Annotated in this window: 11 protein-coding genes; 4 read left to right on the top strand and 7 right to left on the bottom strand. The window is 56.3% G+C overall.

From position 1 onward, the window contains the following. Window positions 1–96 precede the first annotated feature (96 nt). Entirely contained in the window at window positions 97–1,029 is a 933-nt protein-coding gene (locus tag M0651_RS00400) for an S-layer homology domain-containing protein (protein ID WP_248549891.1), read from the top strand. Window positions 1,030–1,106: 77 nt separating this feature from the next. Here M0651_RS00400 and M0651_RS00395 read toward each other — a convergent pair whose 3' ends face one another. From M0651_RS00395 to M0651_RS00385, 3 genes are all read right to left on the bottom strand, one after another. Beyond that, window positions 1,107–2,474 (bottom strand): MATE family efflux transporter, encoded by a 1,368-nt coding sequence (locus M0651_RS00395; RefSeq protein ID WP_248549890.1) that lies wholly within the window; start codon window positions 2,472–2,474, stop codon window positions 1,107–1,109. 2 nt (window positions 2,475–2,476) lie between these two features. Further along, complete coding sequence (locus M0651_RS00390) at window positions 2,477–3,409, bottom strand: aldo/keto reductase (protein ID WP_248549889.1); 933 nt, start codon at window positions 3,407–3,409, stop codon at window positions 2,477–2,479. Window positions 3,410–3,600: 191 nt separating this feature from the next. Further along, window positions 3,601–6,351, bottom strand: coding sequence for a glycoside hydrolase family 2 protein (locus M0651_RS00385; protein ID WP_248549888.1), 2,751 nt, complete (start codon window positions 6,349–6,351; stop codon window positions 3,601–3,603). A gap of 197 nt (window positions 6,352–6,548) precedes the next feature. On the opposite strand from M0651_RS00385, the gene M0651_RS00380 reads away from it, so the two are divergent. Further along, window positions 6,549–7,478, top strand: coding sequence for an ArsR/SmtB family transcription factor (locus M0651_RS00380; RefSeq protein ID WP_248549887.1), 930 nt, complete (start codon window positions 6,549–6,551; stop codon window positions 7,476–7,478). Between the two features lie 165 nt (window positions 7,479–7,643). Here M0651_RS00380 and alr read toward each other — a convergent pair whose 3' ends face one another. Then, entirely contained in the window at window positions 7,644–8,813 is a 1,170-nt protein-coding gene (gene alr, locus M0651_RS00375) for an alanine racemase (RefSeq protein ID WP_248549886.1), read from the bottom strand. A gap of 66 nt (window positions 8,814–8,879) precedes the next feature. On the opposite strand from alr, the gene M0651_RS00370 reads away from it, so the two are divergent. Beyond that, on the top strand, window positions 8,880–10,127 hold the full coding sequence (locus M0651_RS00370; protein WP_248549885.1) for a PucR family transcriptional regulator: 1,248 nt from the start codon (window positions 8,880–8,882) through the stop codon (window positions 10,125–10,127). A gap of 103 nt (window positions 10,128–10,230) precedes the next feature. Beyond that, the gene (gene ald, locus M0651_RS00365; protein WP_248549884.1) at window positions 10,231–11,364 is read left to right on the top strand and encodes an alanine dehydrogenase; all 1,134 of its coding nucleotides are present in this window, start codon (window positions 10,231–10,233) and stop codon (window positions 11,362–11,364) included. A gap of 281 nt (window positions 11,365–11,645) precedes the next feature. Here ald and M0651_RS00360 read toward each other — a convergent pair whose 3' ends face one another. From M0651_RS00360 to htpG, 3 genes are all read right to left on the bottom strand, one after another. Next, window positions 11,646–12,557: a D-alanine--D-alanine ligase gene (locus M0651_RS00360; RefSeq protein ID WP_248549883.1), complete on the bottom strand. Its 912-nt coding sequence runs from the start codon at window positions 12,555–12,557 to the stop codon at window positions 11,646–11,648. 14 nt (window positions 12,558–12,571) lie between these two features. Beyond that, window positions 12,572–14,074, bottom strand: a complete 1,503-nt coding sequence (locus M0651_RS00355; protein ID WP_248549882.1) for an aminotransferase-like domain-containing protein — start codon at window positions 14,072–14,074, stop codon at window positions 12,572–12,574. 111 nt (window positions 14,075–14,185) lie between these two features. Continuing rightward, complete coding sequence (gene htpG / locus M0651_RS00350) at window positions 14,186–16,066, bottom strand: molecular chaperone HtpG (RefSeq protein WP_248549881.1); 1,881 nt, start codon at window positions 16,064–16,066, stop codon at window positions 14,186–14,188. Between the last annotated feature and the right edge of the window lie 59 nt (window positions 16,067–16,125).

The following is a 16,125-nucleotide window of genomic DNA, read 5'->3' as shown; positions in this document are numbered from 1 at the left end:
ACCTTAAGCCTCGCCTCGTCGGGCATTGCTGAACTGTGGAGCATCCCGGCGGATATGATGCATTTAACTCACTATGGTTCCAGGAGGGAATTACGAATGAAAACCAAATCTCATCTATCCAAATTTCCGAAGCTGACGCTGCTGATGGTGATTGTGTTCACCCTAATGTTCGGCGGCACCGCCTCGGCTTTTAATGACATCAAGGGTGATAAGGAGCAGAAAGCGATCGAACGCCTTGAGAAGCGGGGAATCATTAAAGGAGATTTCCACGGCCGCTACTATCCGGCCCAGAAGCTGACCGGCGCTTCCGCCGTCTCCCTGATTGTTAAAACGTTGGACTTGAATTTTGATACGATTCGGTTCATCCAAATGCCAAAGGCTAGCGACTACTACACCAAAGTAAGCGATAAAGCCTGGTATGCCGAAGCTTTCATCATTGCTAACTACTACGGGCTGGACATTCCAAAGGACATCAATCCGGCCGCCAAAGTGACGAAGGAGCAGTTCAGCCACTGGCTGTTCAAGGCGCTGAGCACCAAGGGCGATTACATGTGGACGATGCAATATCTGAACATCAACGATGAGAAACAAATCAACAAGGCTTATATGAGCAGCATCCAGTCTCTTCTTCAAGCCAAAATCGTTACCTTGGATAAAAAGGGGAACTTCGGACCTAATCAACCGGTCTCCCGCAGCGAAGCCGCAGGTATGCTCGACCGGACGCTGCAGTTTATTGAGGACCGTCAGCCCGTTGAAAACCCGGTTCCCGGCAGCCTGTACGACTTCGGGATGAATACAGACAAAATCTCGAGCGACATCACGAAAGTGTCGATTACCGCGATGGCTCCGCACCCAGGTTACGGCCTGGAAGTTTCGAGCATCACATTCAAGGACGGTAAGGCCATTATCGACTATCGAGTTGTGGCACCTCAACCGGGACAATTTTACCCGCAAGTTATTTCCGAAGTGAAAGCCGTTACGTATATCCCGGCGGGCTACCAACCGGTGCTCGGCGCACAATCGAAATAATTGGCTTGAAACGAATAAAGAATGGACCTAAGACCCGGCAAGTTGCTGGATTCTCGCGGTCCATTCTTTTTTAGTGTTCATCCTCGGGGCTCTGGAGATCCAAATGTTCGAATCCAGCGATAACGGTTCACCTTCACAACGGCGACGAAGCATTTCAGGATTTGGTCGGATTTGAGACAAATAAACGTCAACAACGGCGACAGCCCAAACACCGCGGCGCACAGGAAGGCCGAAGGCAACACGATCAGCCACATGAAAATGAAGTCGTTGTACAACACAAACCTCGTATCCCCCCCACTACGCACAATTCCCGTTAGTGCCGGCATCTGGTAGGCTGTGCCTACCGCTGTAATCGAAAGCACCGTCATAAACTGGAGTGCCAATGCCTTGGATTCAGGGGATATGGCATAGAAGCCCAGCACCACGTCTTTGATCAAAAAGAGAACCGCCCCCGTCCCCAAACCGATCATCAAGTAAAGCACCTGCAGCGTCTGGGCGTAGGGCTTGATCTTCTCCGGATGCCCGGCACCAATCGTCTTTCCGATAATGACGGCCGTCGCACTGGCGGAAGCATACGTTACGACCGATACGATTTGAAATACCGTCGTCGCGATGCTGTTCGCGGCAATCGCCGCTTCCCCCATATGTCCCAAAATTCCAGACTGCACCGCCATAGCGAGTCCCCAGAGGGCATTGGACATCAGGATCGGCGAGCCGACATTTAAGTATTGTTTGAACGTTTGGCGATCAAAATGGAAGAAATCCCGCAACGTAAAGTTGATTTTCCGATCCACTCGCTTGAGATACACCAACACGATCGCGAGTTCGATGATCCGGGCCGTTAACGTCGCCGCCGCCGAGCCGCGGACCCCCCATGCGGGGAAGCCGAAATGCCCGTAGATCAGTAAATAGTTCAAGCAGATGTTGATGACTAACGTCGATAGAGAGAGAATAAATCCGACTCGGACCGTTTCTACACTACGTAAGGAAGCCAGCAGCAGATTGGTCGCTGCAAAGAAGAGATACGAGAAACCGATGATTCGTAAGTAGTTAGCCCCTTCGGCGATGACGCTGTCCTCGTTGGTGAACAAGGACAAGCACCCATGAGGGAACAAGAACACAGCCAACCACAACACCAAGGCGAGCGCCAGAGCAAGACGCATTCCGATGCTGGCCACCCTCTTGATGGTTGTCATGTCCCGCGCCCCCCAGGCTCGCGACGAGAGGATCACTACGCCCTCGCCTACGCCCATGACAAGCATTTGCAGCAGGAACTGCAGCTGATTGGCAAGGGCCACGCCGGACAAGGCCGATTCGCTGTACCCGCCAAGCATGATATTATCCGATAAGTTCACACCAAAGGAAATGACATTTTGCAGCGCAATGATCCAGGTGAGTCTGAAAAAACTGCGGTAAAATGCTTGATCCTGCACCATCAACTTCATGATTACCAGCCGAGCGATTTAAAGCGGATTTCCCGCTCCCAAAGGTCCTGTAATTGTCGCAGCGCAGCTTCAGGCAGCGCTTCGTCGCTGGCAGCCACATTCTCACGAAGCTGAGCGCTGTTCCGAACGCCGGGAATGATCGTCGTGACCTCCGGGTATGCCAAAATAAAACGCAGCGCCGCCATCGTCATCGTCGTTTGCTCATCCTCTAGAAAGCGAATCTGCTCCACCAGCTCCGCACGGGTTTGAATGACCTCCGGGGACCAGCGGCCGCGAACGCCCGAGAATGAGCTGGACCCATGGTATTTACCTGACAACCAGCCGGAATCAAGCGGCACCTTGATGATCAACGCGACATCCTTCTCTTTGGCTGCTTGGAATGCCTGCGCCGTCTCTTGATAAAAGATGTTGAACATCACTTCCATAACACCAGGTCGGGCATGCTCCAATACCTCAAGCATCTCGCGGCTGGAATCCACGGACACACCGTACGCCAGGATTTTGCCTTCCGCCTTAAGATCCTCCAGCACCTGATAATGTCCGTATTTGCCGTCCAGATGGTCGAACGGGGGATTGTGAATCAATACGGAATCGACATAATCGGTTTGCAGCCGCATTAAGCTGCGTTCAATTGAATTTCGAATTTGGGCTGCCGAATAATCCGTCCCTTCCGGGGAATGGCCGAATTTCGTATTAAGGACCGCTTTATCACGTTTTCTTTCCAGGGCTTTGCCAAGCAGCACCTCGCTTTTGCCTTGACCATAATTGGGAGCGGTATCAAAAAAGTTGACTCCCAGGTCCAGCGCTTCATGCACTAAACGCACGGCCTCCTCGTCCTCCATCGCCGCCCAATCCTGCTTGTTGCCGAGCTGCCAAGCGCCAAAACCAATTTCCGACACCTGCTTGCCGGTCGTGCCGTACCTTCTGTACTTCATCCTCTCACGCTCCTGCGATGTTTGGATTTAAATTTAACAGATCTCATGCCCAATTCTAGACTGATTGGGCTATGCGTGCAATAAGAGAATACGGTGTAGCGGTATGGCACCTGTCCCTCGTCTCAATAGCGAAAGACCGTCCGGGAAATAATTGGACGGTCTTTCGACTTGTGAGGAGTGAAGCTAACGGGTTAACGGCAGCGCACCTGAATGTCCAGCGGATAGCGCCCGGCGTTCCGGCCGTACAGCGCCAGCCCGCCTTCCCCGGCACGCAGCTCCAGCCGGAAGTTGCGGCTGCGATCCAATTTGGCGGCAATGCGACCGGGTACCTTGATGCGGCATAGATACCCGTACGAACCCGCCTCATCCAAGCGATTATCCACCGGCTGGTAATGCCAGGACAATATGCCGCGGGCATCCGCCGGATCGTCGGGGAGGTGCACGCTTCCGACAGGCTCGCCGTCGATGCAAACCGTCACCTTGGATTCATGGCGGATTTCATCCGTCATGTAGTAGGTGTTCGGGTTGTATTCGACGTTGGCGGAAGCCCCATGCATGTAGCCGATCCCGTGATCGCTCGTTTTGACGCCTTCGAGGTTGCGGGCGAGCACCCTTTTGGCGCCGGCTTCGAAGGCGATTTCGATGTCGCCGATCAACGCCATCTCCTCCCGTTCCGGCAGCCGAACCTCATACGCGAAGGCGCCTGCGCCCGCGCCGCTCGCCTTCGCTCCTTGGATCGACTCCCACTGCAGCGCAAACGTCTGCTGCGCAAAGCTTCCCACCGGGACGTTCACCGTATGAACGCCGGCGGAATCAGGAACGGTGCCATCGCCGCGGACGTCGAACGCGACGAAGTTGCGCGACACCGTCTCGCCTCCTTCGGCAACCAGCCGCAAGGCCAGCACCGCAACGACGTCCTGCTTAGGCATCGCGATCTCGAGCGTTGCCAGCTCCGCCACGCCGTAATCCTCCCAGGCGACGCCACGCTCGCCGCGGTCCGCAACGACGCGAACGCCAAGATCGTCGTGCCACAGCTCCCAAACGAGGTTGAGCGTGCGGCCGTGGTGACGGTCCGAAAAGCTGGAGCGTAAGAGGGGCACGGACACCTTCGCCCCGGCGGCGACCGTTTGCGAAGGAGGCGCGTCGATGACGATGAAGTCCGGCGCATGCAGGTCGGCGAGCGTCATGCCCGGCACGAATTCGCCGTAGCCGAAGTCTTTTTCCGTTCCGTCCAGCCGGTAATACCCGTTAAATTCGTTCGTCACATCCCGGAATTCCGTAAACACGAAACCGCACATTTTGTCATGGCGGCGGAATTCGTTCAGCATGTAATGGTAATGCCAGGCCAGGTCGCTGTCCCCCGCGCTGTGTTCGATGCCCCACACGTTGCCGCATTCGCTGTTCATCAACGGCGCGTCCGTCTGCATTCGCCCGCCGATATAGTTGAATGTTGACCCCGGATGCGTGCTTTCCACCACTTTACCGACATGCTCGCGCACCTTTTCATACCCGTTCAAGTAAAAATGCCACGTGTTCAAGTCCGTTTCGACATGGTCCCAGTTGCAGGCGGAATTGTCCTCCACGAGGCGCGTCGGGTCCGTCTCTTTGGCCCAGCGGTAAATTCTTTGGACCCATTCCTGGGTCTCGGGCAAATAATTCATGTTGCCCGATTCATCTCCGGTCAAGCTGCCTGCCGCTTTCCCCGATTTTAACCCCCAGGTTTCATTGAACATGATCCAGGAGAAAATCGACGGATGATTGTAGTCCCGCTCGATGACCTCGCGCGCTTCGCTTTCGTAGGCCGTTCGCGCCGATTCGCCGGGTTCGCCCCAGAAGCAGGGCATATCCTGCATGATGAGCAGCCCCAGCTTATCAGCCCAATACAGCTTGCGCGGTTCTTCCGGCTTGATGTGGATGCGCGCGAAGTTCAGCCCAAGCCGCTTCATCAAGAAAATTTCGTCCCGCATGTCCTCGTCCGTCGGATAGGTGAAATAACCGGTCGGGTGAAAAGATTGGTCCAGCGTACCGTTCAGATAAATCGGCTTTCCGTTCAACGTGATCCAGCGGTAATCCCGCTGCCCGAAACGGGCGGTGCCGATTTCGCGAATGCCGAAATACGTGGCGACCGCGTCCTCCCCGGAAGCCGCCGTCAGCCGCAGCTCCCCCTCGTAGAGATGCGGCGTTTCCGGGCTCCACAGCCGGGGCTCCGCTACCTGGAACGAGGTGCGGATTGTATTCTCGCCGGCGACCAACGTCAGTTCTTCCGTATGCTCTACGGCCCCGTCTTGAAACCGCAAGGCGAGCTTTGCCGCCGATGGTTCCTTTGCAAGGATGCGGGCTGTCACTTCAACCTGGCCGTCGAGAGACGTGCGGAACTTCGCGTCCTGCACGTAGGATTGCGGCCGTGCTTCCAGCCATACCGGCTGCCAAATGCCGCGAATCTCACCGTATCCCTGCTTGCCGCGCGCTTGATCGTCTCCGTCTGCATCTTCCGCGCGGACCAGGATCGTATTTTCCCCATCCGCGTCCCAACAGTCCGTCACCTCAAACTCGAAGTTGCCATATCCGCCCCGGTGCGATCCGGTATGGACACCGTTGACCCAAACGTCGCATTGATAATCGACGGCCCCAAAATGGAGGAAAATCCGCGATCCGGATGCCTCTGGATGCCAGGTGACGGTCCGCCGGTACCAACCGATACCTGCTTTGTTGTTGCCAATGCTGGACAACGGGCTGGACCAGGAAAACGGCACCTTAATCCGTTCTGGAAAATCCTTTGCTTCCCCATCCTCTCGGGACGTGCCGGCCCCTTCGCCAATCGGTTCGAACCGGAACGACCAGGTTCCGTTCAGATTGAGCCAATCCGGCCGCTGCCAATCCGGCCGGGGATGCTCCGGACGCGGAATCGCGGACGCTTCCGCCGTTAACGATGGTTTCGTCATCAAGTTTGCACACCTTTCATTTTTAACTGGAACAGGATAATTCGGATCATTTCGCCCCCATGATAGCATATATATTAGACATTCACAATGTATATTATAAATTTACAATATAACGTTTTTGAGGTACACTGGCTACAGGTTTGATGCCGATACGTGTTTTGACTTTATGACTACCGTTCGAAGAAAGGAATATGTAGATGAGTGAACCGCACCGTCAGGACACCCAACGATACCCGGCCTCTCGGATACTTGACGTGGCCAAAGCTTTGTCCGGAGACGTCCGCGTCCGCATCCTCGAAGCGTTGGGCAGACAGCCGATGAGCATCAGCCAGTTGGCCGAAGCGCTTGGCGTCGCCCAGCCGACCATTTCCATCAACGTGCAGATTCTGGAGCAGGCCGAGTTGATCGTCTCCGCCCCCGGGGCTAATCGGGAGAAAATCTGCTCGGTTACCTGCCGCTCCATTCTCCTGGAACTTCCGACCCAGCCTGGAGAAGGCCTCCATCATGTAGAGGAAATTCACATGCCCATCGGCATGTATTCCATCTGCTCCGTCAGCCCGCCTTGCGGCATGGTCGGACGCGACGCGGGCCTAATCGGCTCCCAGGACGATCCGCGGGCGTTTTATATGCCGGAGCGGACCGAGGCCGCGCTGCTCTGGTTCGCCGAGGCGGGGTACGTCGAATACTATTTTGCCAATCCGCTGCCGCCGAGCGTCGAACTGGAGGAGCTCTGCATCCGGGCGGAGGTTTGTTCCGAGGCCCCGGGGTTCCGGGAAGATTGGCCTTCCGACATTACGGTCAGCGTGAACGGCTTGCCGGTCGGCACCTGGACCAGCCCCGGCGATTTCGGCGAGCGCCAAGGCAAACTGACGCCTGAAAAGTGGAAAGGCGGTACCCAATACGGGCAGCTTACCGAATGGCGCGTGACTCGGGAAGGCAGCTTCGTCAACGGCGTTTCCGCCGAGCCTACCGCGATCGCCGGGCTGGGCTTGGCGTTCAACAAGCCGATCCGCATCCGCTTCGAAGTCCGTGAGGATGCCGCCAATCAACGCGGGCTTAACCTGTTCGGCAGCGGTTTTGGCGATTACCCGCAGAACATCGTGTTATCCTTCACCCGCCGTTCTTGATCATTTTCCAGCACAAAACCCCTACTCTGATGATCAGAGCAGGGGTTTTGTGTTAGGTAATATAACACAAATGAAGCGCATCATGATAAAAACCGGAAAAACCTCTTTACGAAACCCAGAACTTGGATTATGATGCCAAAGGTATGATACCTATTGTTACATGAGTTACGGAGCGTCGTGATAGACGCGCGGCACTCTTGGACCGAGCAAACAAACGACTTCATAATTGATCGTCCCCATCCAGTCGGCTACTTCGTCGATCGAAATCGACGCCCCCGCTGCCGTTCCGCCGAAAATCACGACCTCGTCGCCCGCGCGGACGCTTTCTGCCTCGGTCACGTCCAGCATGGCCTGATCCATGCAGATCCGGCCGATGATCGGGACCCGCTGCCCGCGCACCAGCGCACAGCCGCGATTGGACAGCGCCCGCGACAGGCCGTCGGCATAACCGACCGGGATGGTGGCGGTGATCCGTTCCGTGACCGCCCGGTACGTCCGGCCGTAGCTGACGGTGCGGCCCGGCTCGATCCGCTGAAGCGAGGCGATTTTCGTCTTCAGCTGCATCGCCTGACGCAGCGGGTATTCCGGCAGCCGCAGAAGCGGCGAAGGATATAACCCGTAGAGTGCGATCCCGATCCGCACCATGTCCAGATGCATTTGCGGGAACCGCATCGCCGCGGCACTATTACAGCAGTGCTTGATCGGGATGTGCAGGCCGCGGGCTTCCAAGGCGTCGATGCAGGCGCTAAGCCGGCCAAATTGCTCCAACGTGTACGCCGGATCGGGGCCGTCCGCATCGGCAAAATGCGTAAACAACCCTTCCAGCACGACGAAGGGAGCGGCGGTCGCGGCATGTTCGGCCATCTCGATCACCGCCTCGACGGTAGGCAGGCCGATTCGGGACATCCCGGTATCGAATTTCAAATGGATGCGGGCTTCACGTCGTTGTTTTTTCGCACAAACGATCGCCTCATCCAGCACCTCCTCGGTATACACCGTAAAAGTAATGCCGTGCTGAACGGCCGCTTCAACGCCAAACGGTGGCGTGTAGCCGAGCACAAGAATAGGCTGTGTTATACCGGCGGCCCGAAGCTGCAGTGCTTCATCGACGAGAGCAACGCCGAGGTATTCGGCTCCAGCACGGATTGCAGCTTGCGCCGCCTGCACGGCTCCATGCCCATAGCCGTTCGCTTTGACCACGGCCATCACCCGGCAGCTCTCGGCGGCTTGCTTGCGGAAGAGCCCCGTATTGTGGGCGATGGCATCCAGCGACACCTCCGCCCAGGTTTCACGGTAGCCGATGGATGAGAATATCCTCGTTTGCGTTGTCGTCATCACATTTACCCTCTTTCCGTTACCGATTGATGATTTTGAAAATATATAAGCATCGGAGGTGCCCCTATGCGAGAAGATCAGGACGACCCATTCGAACCTTACTCCGACAATCTGGAATTGCTTGCGGAGAAAATTAGCGACGTGCTGGGGCGTCCGGTCACAATCGAAGACGCCAGCCATCGGCTGGTTGCCTACAGCTCGCACGTGCCGGAGACCGACGCGGCGCGGCTGGCAACCATTGTCGGACGCCGGGTCCCTGATCAGATCATCGGCAGCCTCTGGCGGGATGGGGTCATCCCTCGCCTTCTGGAGAGCGAAACGCCGATCCGCATCGCCCCGATTCAAGAGGTGGGGCTAAACGGCCGCGTGGCAACCGCCATCCGCTCGGGCTCCCGGGTTGTCGGCTTTATCTGGGTGCTGGAGACGGAGAAGCCTTTTTCGGAACGGGAAATGGCGTTGTTCGCCCAGGCTGCCCAAGCCGCCCGCACCAAAATGGCGCAATGGCAGCTGCAGCGCCATAAGGAGGAAGAGGCGCATCGCGATTTCTTCTGGCAGCTGCTCACCGGGCATCTGTCCCACGAAAGCCTTATCCGGGATAAAGCCCACCGGATTGGGATTACCCTCCCTCCGCAATTCCATGTGGTCGTCCTGCAGTTTGCCACCGAAGTCAAAGAAGCGTTGCAGCGGCAGACGCTGGAGAAATGTGCCCCCCTCTCCGCTTATAGCCGAATTGTGCTGCGCGCCATCGATAAAAATCAGCTGATTTTGCTATTTGCGCCGCTAGCGCCTGATACCATGGATGGAGTTGCCAACCAGCTGGGGCTTCTTCAGCGGAATTTGCTTTCATTCTTCTCAGCGCAGTTTCTCGGATTGGCCAGCGGAGGGACGTTTAGCGAATACGGACGGCTGGAGGACAGCTATCGTGAAGCGCTTCTCCTGCTCCAGGTGAAGCGGCGGTTTCCCGAGGAAACCGGAGATCTGGTCATGTACGGCGATCTCGGTTACTACCGGTATTTGCCCCGAATCTGGGAGGAGCTCCAGAAGCACGGCCGCGCAGGAGGGCAACTGGCCCGGCTGCAGGCCTACGATCAGGAGCATCACAGCGAGCTGGCGCATACGTTGGAGGTGTTTTTGACACACGACAGCAATGCGAAAATCGCCGCCGACGCGCTGCACATTCACGCCAACACGTTGAATTACCGGCTGAAGCGAATCGCCGAAATCGGCCGGATCGACTTATCCAGCATGGAGCAGAAGGTGACCTTGTACCTGGAACTCAAAGCCGAGCGCTTCGGCGGCAGCCGCGATTTGTGATATTTCACAATTCTGGCTGTTTTTTTTCTTATAACTCCACAAACAAAAAGCGTCGTTCCTGTCCTATACTGATGTCAGATGGTGTGACAGAGGAGGTAACAAGATGATTGTAGGAGTCCCAAGAGAAATCAAAAACAATGAAAACCGGGTGGCCTTGACCCCTTCGGGCGCCTACTCTCTGGTCAATGCAGGGCATCAAGTGTGGATCGAGACCCAGGCGGGAGCCGGCAGCGGCTTTGAGGATACGGAATATGCGTCAGCCGGAGCTAAGGTGCTCGGCAGCGCCGCAGACGTGTGGTCTGCGGATCTGGTAATGAAGGTGAAGGAACCTCAGCCGTCGGAGTATGGCTTTTTCCGCCAAGGTCTGATCCTCTTTACTTATTTGCATCTGGCGCCGGAACCGGAGTTGACTCAAGCGTTAAAAGACCAGGGCGTGACCGCCATCGCATACGAGACGGTCGAAGTGAACCACACGCTGCCGCTGTTGACGCCGATGAGCGAGGTTGCCGGGCGGATGTCCGTGCAAATCGGAGCGCAGTTCCTGGAGAAGCCGCACGGCGGCAAAGGGATCCTGCTTGGCGGCGTGCCCGGCGTCAAGCGTGGCAAGGTGACGATCATCGGCGGAGGTGTGGTCGGGACGAATGCGGCCCGGGTAGCCATCGGCCTGGGCGCCGACGTGACGATCATCGACCTGAACGCGGATCGCCTGCGGCAACTGGAGGATGTCTTCGGCGCAAGCGTGCAGACGCTGATGTCCAATCCGCAGCACATCGCCGAGGCAGTCGGCGAGTCCGACCTGGTGATCGGCGCGGTGCTGATCCCCGGCGCCAAGGCACCGAAGCTGGTCACCGAGAGTATGGTCAAGGCGATGCGCCCCGGCTCGGTTGTAGTAGATGTGGCCATCGACCAGGGCGGTATCTTCGAAACGGTGGATCGGATCACCACCCACTCCGATCCGACGTATGTGAAACATGGCGTCGTCCACTACGCCGTGGCGAACATGCCGGGCGCGGTGCCGCGCACCTCCACGCTGGCGCTGGCTAACGCCACGCTGCCTTACGCGCTGGAGATCGCCTCGAAGGGCCTTTACACGGCGCTTAGCGAACGGGCAGCCCTTCGCAAGGGTGTTAACGTCGCCGGCGGTGCGATCACGTACGCCTCCGTCGCCCGGGACCTGCACTTCGAGTACGTGCCCGTCGAGCAGGTACTGGAGCTGGCCGGGAATCCCGCCAACTAGATGACTTTCGCAGCAGCTTGCTTAATCCAAGAGATCCGCCCCCTCGCGGCGGATCTCTTGTTTGTGTCGGCTGCGCGACTATGAAGGGCCTCCTAAGCGAGAAATGTTGAATTAATTGCAACATTTTCTCCCCCAAAGCCCACCTCAACCGATAATGTTGTACAGAATGCAACATTTACGTCTAGCTGTGGCTTTATGTCCCCAAAATGTTGTACTTTGTGCAACATTTCACGGCCAGAGGCCCCAGCTCTGACAGTAATGTTGCATTGAATGCAACATGATTACCGCTCGGCCAGCGACAGCTCGATGATCCGGTCGAGCAGTTCGCCATAACTCATACCGGCTGCGGCGGCGCTGCGGGGCAACAAGCTGTTCGCCGTCATCCCAGGCAGCGTGTTGACCTCAAGCACGTAGGGCACACCGTCCTGGAGGATCATATCGACCCGTGCGTATACGCGGCATTGAAGCAGACGGTAGCAGGCCAGCGCGGCCTCCCATACCCGCGACTCCACTTCGGCCGGCAACGTGATCGGGCGCTCCTCCGCCCCGCCGTCGCTGTATTTGGCTTCGTAGTCGAACCACTCCGCCCCATTGGACCGAATGCCCAGCACCGGAAGCAGCTCCCCGTCCAGGATCGGACAGGTAATCTCCTGGCCGGTTACCATGAACTCGACGACCACGGATGCGTCCCAGCGGAACGCCTCCGCAAGCGCCGCCCGCAGCGCCTCCTGCCGGTCGACGCGCTGCACGCCGATGCTGGAGCCTCCGGCGTTCGGCTTAACGAACAGCGGGTACGCAAGTCCCGCGACTTGAGCCTCCCACGATCCGTCGGCAAACATCGACCGATCCAGATAGACCCAGTCCGCGGTAATCACGCCTTCGGCTCGCAGCAGCCGCTTCGTCAGGTTCTTATCCATGCACAAGCTGCTGGACAACACGCCGCTGCCCGAATATGGGATCCCCATCGTCTCGAGCACTCCCTGCACCGTACCATCCTCGCCAAACGCACCGTGAAGCGCAAGCAAAGCGAAGTCGATGCCCCGCACCCGGTCGATCAGCTCCTCACGCTTCGCCACATCGATCGGCAGAACTTCATATTTACTTGGGTCCAGCCGTCCCACGATTTCCTTCCCCGTCATCAGCGATACCTCACGTTCCGAGGAGACGCCGCCCATAATTACGCCTACTTTCATCCAATTCCTCTCCTTCAACCGTTGTTCAAGTCCCATTCCTTAACCGCTTCTAACAACTTCGCCGCCGCAGCTCCAATCACCCGAATCCCTTTCTCGATGTCTTCCTCGGACACCCGCGAGAACCCGATCCGCATCGTGTTCCGTCCCCCTTCGTCCACGAAGAACATATCTCCGGGCGTAAAGAGTACACCCTGATCCGCGCAAAGCTCCAGCAGCTCCCACGTATCAAAACCATCCGGAAACTCCAGGAACAAATGCAGCCCCCCGCTGCCCGATAGCCGAGCATACGGCACATCCCGCTCGCAGCAGGCTTTCGTCCATTCGTATTTCCGCCGATATTCGGCCCGGGCCCGCTTCAGGTACTTCTCCAGGTTGCCGTTCAACAAATATTGATACAGCAGCGATTGGTCCAGCGTCGAAGTATGAATGCTGCGCGCCCGTTTGACGCTCTCCAGCACCTCGATCAGCTCACGGTCCGCCAGCACCCAGCCTACGCGGATGCCCGGGAATAACACCTTAGAGAAACTCCCCAAATAGACTACCCCGTTCCCCTGCCCTGCCATTGCAATCAACGGCGCGACATGGGAACCGGTGTACCTGAGTTCTTCATTAAACCCGTCCTCGATGACCGGCACCCGGTAGCGGCCAAGCAGCTCCAGCAGGGCCAGCCGTTTCTCGGCGGATGTCACGATGCCGGTTGGGTTGTGGTAGGACGGCACCAGAAACGCACCGTCGAACGACTGTGTCTGAAGCTCCCGCTCCAGCGCGGCCAAGTCCAGGCCATCCGGCTCCATCGGAATCCCGGTGATCTCGAACCCGTGCCGCCGCAAATTTTTGATCGCGGTCTGGTGCGTTGGATTTTCGCATAGCATGCGCCCGCCCGCACCGCCGTCCCGCCCGATCGCCGACAGGACGATGTCCAGCCCTTCGGTAAATCCACTGGTGATCAGCATATCCTTGCCCGTTAGATCCACGCCTTTGTGTTCCATATATTTAAGCAGATAATCGATGAGCGGTTTATATCCTTTGGCGTAACCGTAGTTCAATAGAACACGGCCTTCCACCGCCATCCGATCCAGGAAAGCGCGCTTTACGTTCTCCAGATCAAACAGCTGCTCGTCAGGGGCGATGCTCGTAAATAGAATGGTGCCTTTCTTCGCCCGCAGGCCGGGCTGATTGCGTTTCATATGATCGAGCTCCACGGACAACCGGGCTTGCCGGTTCATTCGTTCATGCCAGTTCATTCGCCAGGCCGGGATGGCATGTGCTCCTGGTGTGGACATCTCGGCCACGAAGCTCCCCTTTCCCGTAACCGCGTATGCGAGTCCTTCGTCGGTCAATGCCTCGTAAGCGGCAATGATGCTCCCCCGGCTAACCCCCAGCAACTCGGCCAGTTCCCGTGTCGACGGAAGCCGTTGACCCGCCTGCAAAGCCCCTTGCATCATCAGACGTTTGATATAATTTTTCACCTGCACGTACACCGGCGTCTCGGCCACGAGCTTGAAATCATTAAACACTACATATCGCCCCCACCCTCATGATGGCACATTCCAAGCCAAAAACAAAAGAACCACCCTCTCGCCTTTTTCGCAAGAAGGTGGTTCCCATCCTTTCGGGCCCCTGCCCGCTTACACCATCACTTTACAAATGTCGTTCGTAAATTCAACCGGATCGCTCACCGGCAATCCTTCGATCAAGAGCGCCTGATTGTACAACAGGTTCGTGTACAAAGCCAACTTTTCTTTGTCACTGTCGTAAGCCTTCTTCAACGACTGGAACACGTCATGGTTCACGTTGAGCTCCAGCACCTTGTCCGCTTTAACCGACTGCCCGTCCGCGCCAGGCATCGCATTCAGCACTTTTTCCATCTCGATCGTCAGCTCGCCTTCCGTCGACAAGCACACCGGATGAGATTTCAGGCGTTTGGATGCTTTGACTTCCTTCACCTTGCCTGTCAGCAAGTCCTTCATTGCCGCGAACAATTCCTTGTTCTCGTCCGCATCGGCCTTGTCTTCGGAAGCCTCGGCTTCGATGCCCAAGTCGCCGCTCGACACCGACTTGAATTCCTTGTCCTTGTATTTCATGATCATCTTGATCGCAAACTCATCGATGTCGTCGGTGAAATACAAGATTTCATATCCTTTATCAAGCACCAGCTCGGTTTGCGGCAGTTTCTCCAGACGTTCCACCGATTCGCCGGCGGCATAGTAAATATACTTTTGGTCCTCCGACATGCGGGAGACGTATTCTTCTAGCGTGACAAGCTTCTTCTCCTTGGACGAAGTGAACAGCAGCAGATCCTGAAGCACGTCCTTGTTCATCCCATAGTCGTTGTACACGCCAAACTTCAGTTGACGGCCAAACGAAGCGTAAAACTTCTCGTATTTGTCGCGCCCATCCTTAAGCAGCGTCTGCAATTGGCTCTTGATCTTGCTCTGAATATTTTTCGCGATCGCCTTCAACTGACGGTCATGCTGCAGCATTTCCCGCGAAATGTTGAGCGAGAGATCCTCAGAATCTACCATCCCTTTGACGAAGCTGAAATAGTCCGGCAGCAGGTCGGCGCATTTGTTCATGATCAGCACGCCGTTTGAATACAGCTCCAGCCCTTTTTCGTATTCCTTGGTGTAATAGTCAAACGGCGTCGTCTCCGGAATGTACAAAATCGCATTGTATACGACCGCGCCATCCGCCTTGATATGGATATGCGATACCGGTTTGTCGAACCCGTAACGTTTTTCCATATAAAAGTTCTCATAGTCCTCGTCCGTCAGTTCGGATTTGTTCTTGCGCCAGATCGGCACCATGCTGTTCACGGTCTGCTCTTCCGTATACGACTCGTATTCGCCTTCGCTGCCTTCCTTCGGCCGGCTGCCCGTGACGTCCATTTTAATCGGGTAGCGGATGAAATCGGAGTACTTCTTCACGATCGACTTCAACCGATATTCCTCGAGGTATTCGTCGTATTGGTCGTCTTCAGTGTTCTCTTTGATCTGCAAAATAATGTCTGTGCCGACCTCCGCCTTCTCGCACAGCTCAACCGTATACCCGTCAGCTCCCCGGGATTCCCACTTATAGGCTTCATCCGAGCCCAGCGCCCGGCTGATAACGGTAACCACGTCCGCGACCATAAACGCGGAATAGAAGCCAACGCCGAACTGCCCGATGATGTTATGGCCGTCCTTCAGCTCGTTTTCGTTCTTGAATGCAAACGAGCCGCTGTTGGCAATAATGCCAAGGTTGTTCTCCATCTCGTCCTTCGTCATCCCAATACCGGTATCGGAAATCGTCAAGGTACGGGTTTCCTTGTCCGCCTTGATCTTGATAAAATAATCATCCTTGTTAAATACCAGCTGGTCATCGGTTAACGCCCGGTAATAAATTTTATCGATGGCATCGCTGGCGTTCGAAATCAGCTCGCGCAGGAAAATCTCCCTCTGCGTATAAATCGAGTTGATCATCATTTCCAGCAATCTTTTGGATTCGGCTTTAAACTGTTTTTTCGCCATGAAACAAATCTCCTTTCGCCGCATGGGTTAACTTGTCTAACAATATATTAGCACTCTGA

It is taken from the genome of Paenibacillus mellifer, assembly GCF_023195895.1.
Taxonomy (GTDB): domain Bacteria; phylum Bacillota; class Bacilli; order Paenibacillales; family Paenibacillaceae; genus Fontibacillus; species Fontibacillus mellifer.
The sequence above is the reverse complement of the archived record's forward strand: the minus strand, read 5'-3'. Positions and strand labels throughout refer to the sequence as shown.

What these genes read in the sequence shown, in the direction of transcription:
- M0651_RS00390 (WP_248549889.1), bottom strand. Translation starts at nt 3,409, where the DNA reads ATGAAGTACAGAAGGTACGGCACGACCGGCAAGCAGGTGTCGGAAATT.
- M0651_RS00360 (WP_248549883.1), bottom strand. Translation starts at nt 12,557, where the DNA reads ATGAAAGTAGGCGTAATTATGGGCGGCGTCTCCTCGGAACGTGAGGTA.
- M0651_RS00400 (WP_248549891.1), top strand. Translation starts at nt 97, where the DNA reads ATGAAAACCAAATCTCATCTATCCAAATTTCCGAAGCTGACGCTGCTG.
- M0651_RS00395 (WP_248549890.1), bottom strand. Translation starts at nt 2,474, where the DNA reads ATGAAGTTGATGGTGCAGGATCAAGCATTTTACCGCAGTTTTTTCAGA.
- M0651_RS00370 (WP_248549885.1), top strand. Translation starts at nt 8,880, where the DNA reads ATGCGAGAAGATCAGGACGACCCATTCGAACCTTACTCCGACAATCTG.
- htpG (WP_248549881.1), bottom strand. Translation starts at nt 16,066, where the DNA reads ATGGCGAAAAAACAGTTTAAAGCCGAATCCAAAAGATTGCTGGAAATG.
- ald (WP_248549884.1), top strand. Translation starts at nt 10,231, where the DNA reads ATGATTGTAGGAGTCCCAAGAGAAATCAAAAACAATGAAAACCGGGTG.
- alr (WP_248549886.1), bottom strand. Translation starts at nt 8,813, where the DNA reads ATGACGACAACGCAAACGAGGATATTCTCATCCATCGGCTACCGTGAA.
- M0651_RS00380 (WP_248549887.1), top strand. Translation starts at nt 6,549, where the DNA reads ATGAGTGAACCGCACCGTCAGGACACCCAACGATACCCGGCCTCTCGG.
- M0651_RS00385 (WP_248549888.1), bottom strand. Translation starts at nt 6,351, where the DNA reads ATGACGAAACCATCGTTAACGGCGGAAGCGTCCGCGATTCCGCGTCCG.